This window comes from Oceanobacillus sp. MO10714A (genome assembly GCF_037072045.1).
GTDB lineage: Bacteria > Bacillota > Bacilli > Bacillales > Amphibacillaceae > Oceanobacillus > Oceanobacillus indicireducens.
Map to the genome: position 1 here is coordinate 1 of NZ_JAXHDC010000092.1, position 3,260 is coordinate 3,260.

A 3,260-nucleotide genomic window follows, 5' to 3' on the forward strand; every position below is an offset into this window, starting at 1 on the left:
TGTAAACTAGCACATTATTCCAGGTCATCTATTTCAAACTAATTCAGCTGTTTATCTGGGGTAATGTGCTATTATTTTCACTTTATTTCATATGTGAAAAAGAATATGCACGCTATTTCTCTACTATTTCAAGAAAAAAAGATGCCTTTCAAAAGACATCTTCTTCTCTCATTAATTCAATGGGCGCCACACGTATCTTGTAAACATCGGGGTGGCGAAGATTAAATGCGACTGACCCCTTATACATCACAAACCAATCATCGTAGTCCTTCCCAATAATAAAATTCAAATAGTCGCTCTGGAATTTTATTTCTACAGGCATCCCTTCATACACAATAAAAGCCTCTTGCCCAATCCATATCTGCCAGGCATTATGATTAGAAATCATGATTCCTTCTTTCATCACAGACCACTTTCCTCAGCTGCCAGACGCACGATTTCTTCATCAATCTGTTCTTTCTTCTGTTGCGCTCCATATAAAAGACAATTCGTCGTTAATGTATTGATAATACGGGGCCAACCTTGTGATCGTAACGCGATTGCTTCCATGGCCGTAGGACTGAATATTGGTATTCTTGATCCCGCTAACTTTAAATGGTGTTCTATATACGCGTAAACATCTTCTTTGCTTAATGCTTGCATTTGATATCTCATGATAATACGTTGAGCCAATGGTCGATGATGATTTAAATTTAACCGTGTTTTTAAATGCGGTAAACCAGATAGTATGAGAATAAATGGATTCGTCGAATCCATTTGAAAGTTAAAGAGAATGGCTAGATCCTGTAAAAATGCATCCTTTGCCATGTGCATTTCATCAAGAATGAAGACTGGAGTAATTTTACGTTCCTCCACCATTTGTTCAATGCCTGATTGAATCTGGCGAAATAGATCTACTTTGCGGAATTTGGGTTCTTCACCTAAACCATAAGCCAACCCTCGGTAAAAATCCATCACTCCTCCAGTAGACAATGGAAAATAGACGACATGATACAAAGATGGATTGAGTGACTCCTTAAAACTTCGTAATGTAAATGTTTTTCCAGCCCCAGGATCACCTATAATTAAACCGATTCCTTTCGACTTTTGTAAGTACGCTAAACCATTTAATGCTCCTTGATAAATCGTAGATTCAAACGCATCCACATGATTCATCTCTTTGGTAAATGGCATCTTAGCCAACGAATAAAAGGATTTATACATGATCCGTCTCTCCCTTCCGTTGAACCGTATCCATTATCGCAAATGGGGATGGGGCTCGTTTGACATGCGCATTATCTTCCATGTTAACGGCTATCGCTTGTGCTACTTTTTTTCCATCTTCAAACACATACACCGCTCGATCATCGAGTCGAAGATCAATCTTCTGACCAATGAAAGAAGCGGGAACTTCATATAATTTCTTATCCAACGTAATCGTCCCATCTAATTTTACGACTCTTTTTGCTCTTTTTAAAAATACTGTCTCTAGTATGGAATGATCCTCTAAAAATGTGATATGATCTAATTGGGATTGAAATACTTGATGGGGTGTCTTTCCATCAAGAGAGGCGTGTGGCTTCCGGTGGTAATCCTCCTCTAGCCACCGCCCAAATCTTTCATTTAGCTCTTCCAGCGAATCGGCTGGATTACTTTTTAATAATGGATAGAACCTCGTTTGAATCGTTTTGAACAGCCTCTCTATTTTCCCTTTACTTTTAGGGTCATATGGCTGTGTATGAACTAAAGTAATTCCCAACTGCGCACAGGCATACTGCAGGGTTTCTGATCGATAAATCTTTCCGTTATCGGCATAAATCATCGTCGGTTTTCCATATCGCAGAAGTGCTTCTTTTGTTACTTCTCGAAGGCCATCAAGTTTCTCCGAAGAAAAAAATTCCGCGTAAGGTACGATTCTTGAACAATCATCGATGTATGCAATAAGAAATGTTTTCTTCATTTTCCCTTCCATTCGGATGTACGGACCATGCGATAAATCTGCCTGCCATAATACATTAACTTTATCATGAGAAAAACGCTTTCTCTCTCTTTCTGGATAAAAACTCATATGATGCTTTCCAGCTAGCTTGTGTTTTTTTAATAATCGGTTAATCGTGGCATAAGAAACATGATCCTTTTGAATTTCACCACGTTGAATTAATTGTTCGTAGAACACAGTTATTGGCATATGCAGATATTCTTCTTTTCTTATTTTGAGAATATGATCCTCATCATCTGGAGAGAGCCTGCGAGAACCTCCACGATCTGCCCGTCTTTTCGGCTTTAAAGCCTCGAATCCATTTCTTCGGTAATTTAAATGCCATTCTTGGATCGTTTTCGCTGCAACCTTTCGTTCTCCATAATAGGGTACCTGATGTACTTTTCCTTCCAGTTCTTGAAAATACTCTTTTGGTTCTCTTTGCTTATTAAAGAGCGGCGCAATCAAGCCATAACGAAATAAAGCAATTTCTTCCCGCGTTTTTTCATCCATTGGATTTGCCTCCTTTTATTAGAAGGACAACCGGTTATCCATTGCTTTTATTCTACTTTGTTCGCCAATACTTGCATAGGCAAAAGTTATGTGGGACAGTCTTTATTTTTTTATCACGAAAATTATGGTAAAATTAATGTGCCCATAAAATATGATGATAAGTGACCCCAGCTCCTTTGAAAGAAGGAAGATATGCCAGTATCTTGGATCATTTTCTTGTATTTTAGGGCTTCTTTTTTAGTGTTTTTAGATAACCCATTCGAATACCCTTCGTGCACAAAATAGCTATGAATCCAATGTATTCCTTTGTAAAACCGCTTGATATGTTGTTCTAGCAGTTGCCGGCCACCCCTACGCAAATCCCCATTCAAATAGCGCTCAATCCCTTTAAAGATCATATATAATGTATATTGAAAATAAGGAATCAAAAAACTTGGCAGAATAGAAATGGTGATGCCGCAAGCTAAGCAAAGATAACGACAAATCGGTAGTCGTATATGTTCATCTTCTTCAATACCATATCGCCAGTAATAACCATGACGATGTATGTTTCCCTGAGCGAAACAATTACAACCCGGACATCGATCTAACCTAGGAAACTCATTTTCTATTCCATTTGCCGCGTATTGAAAAATATCAATCTTAAAATCATGTAAATGAATCAATTAAAAAACTCCCCTCTATTAATATGAAAAAAACTTAGCACATTATAGCAGGGAAGTCTATTTTTAATCTGGAGGAATTTGAACAATTAGCAAGTGTTTTAGATGGAACAATGTGGAGCTTTACA

Annotated in this window: 4 protein-coding genes; all 4 read right to left on the reverse strand. The window is 37.8% G+C overall.

The window, feature by feature from the left end:
• Positions 1-148: 148 nt before the first annotated feature.
• Positions 149-403 carry a hypothetical protein gene (locus SPD53_RS19520; RefSeq protein WP_156858104.1) on the reverse strand — a complete coding sequence of 85 codons (255 nt, stop codon included), beginning with the start codon at positions 401-403 and terminating at the stop codon, positions 149-151.
• Positions 403-1,203, reverse strand: coding sequence for an ExeA family protein (locus SPD53_RS19525; RefSeq protein WP_156858103.1), 801 nt, complete (start codon positions 1,201-1,203; stop codon positions 403-405). The genes SPD53_RS19520 and SPD53_RS19525 overlap by 1 nt, the downstream gene beginning before the upstream one ends.
• On the reverse strand, positions 1,196-2,470 hold the full coding sequence (locus SPD53_RS19530) for an IS481 family transposase (RefSeq protein WP_336253551.1): 1,275 nt from the start codon (positions 2,468-2,470) through the stop codon (positions 1,196-1,198). The genes SPD53_RS19525 and SPD53_RS19530 overlap by 8 nt, the downstream gene beginning before the upstream one ends.
• Positions 2,471-2,592: 122 nt before the next feature.
• Entirely contained in the window at positions 2,593-3,135 is a 543-nt protein-coding gene (locus SPD53_RS19535) for a DUF6431 domain-containing protein (protein WP_336253552.1), read from the reverse strand.
• Positions 3,136-3,260 lie beyond the last annotated feature (125 nt).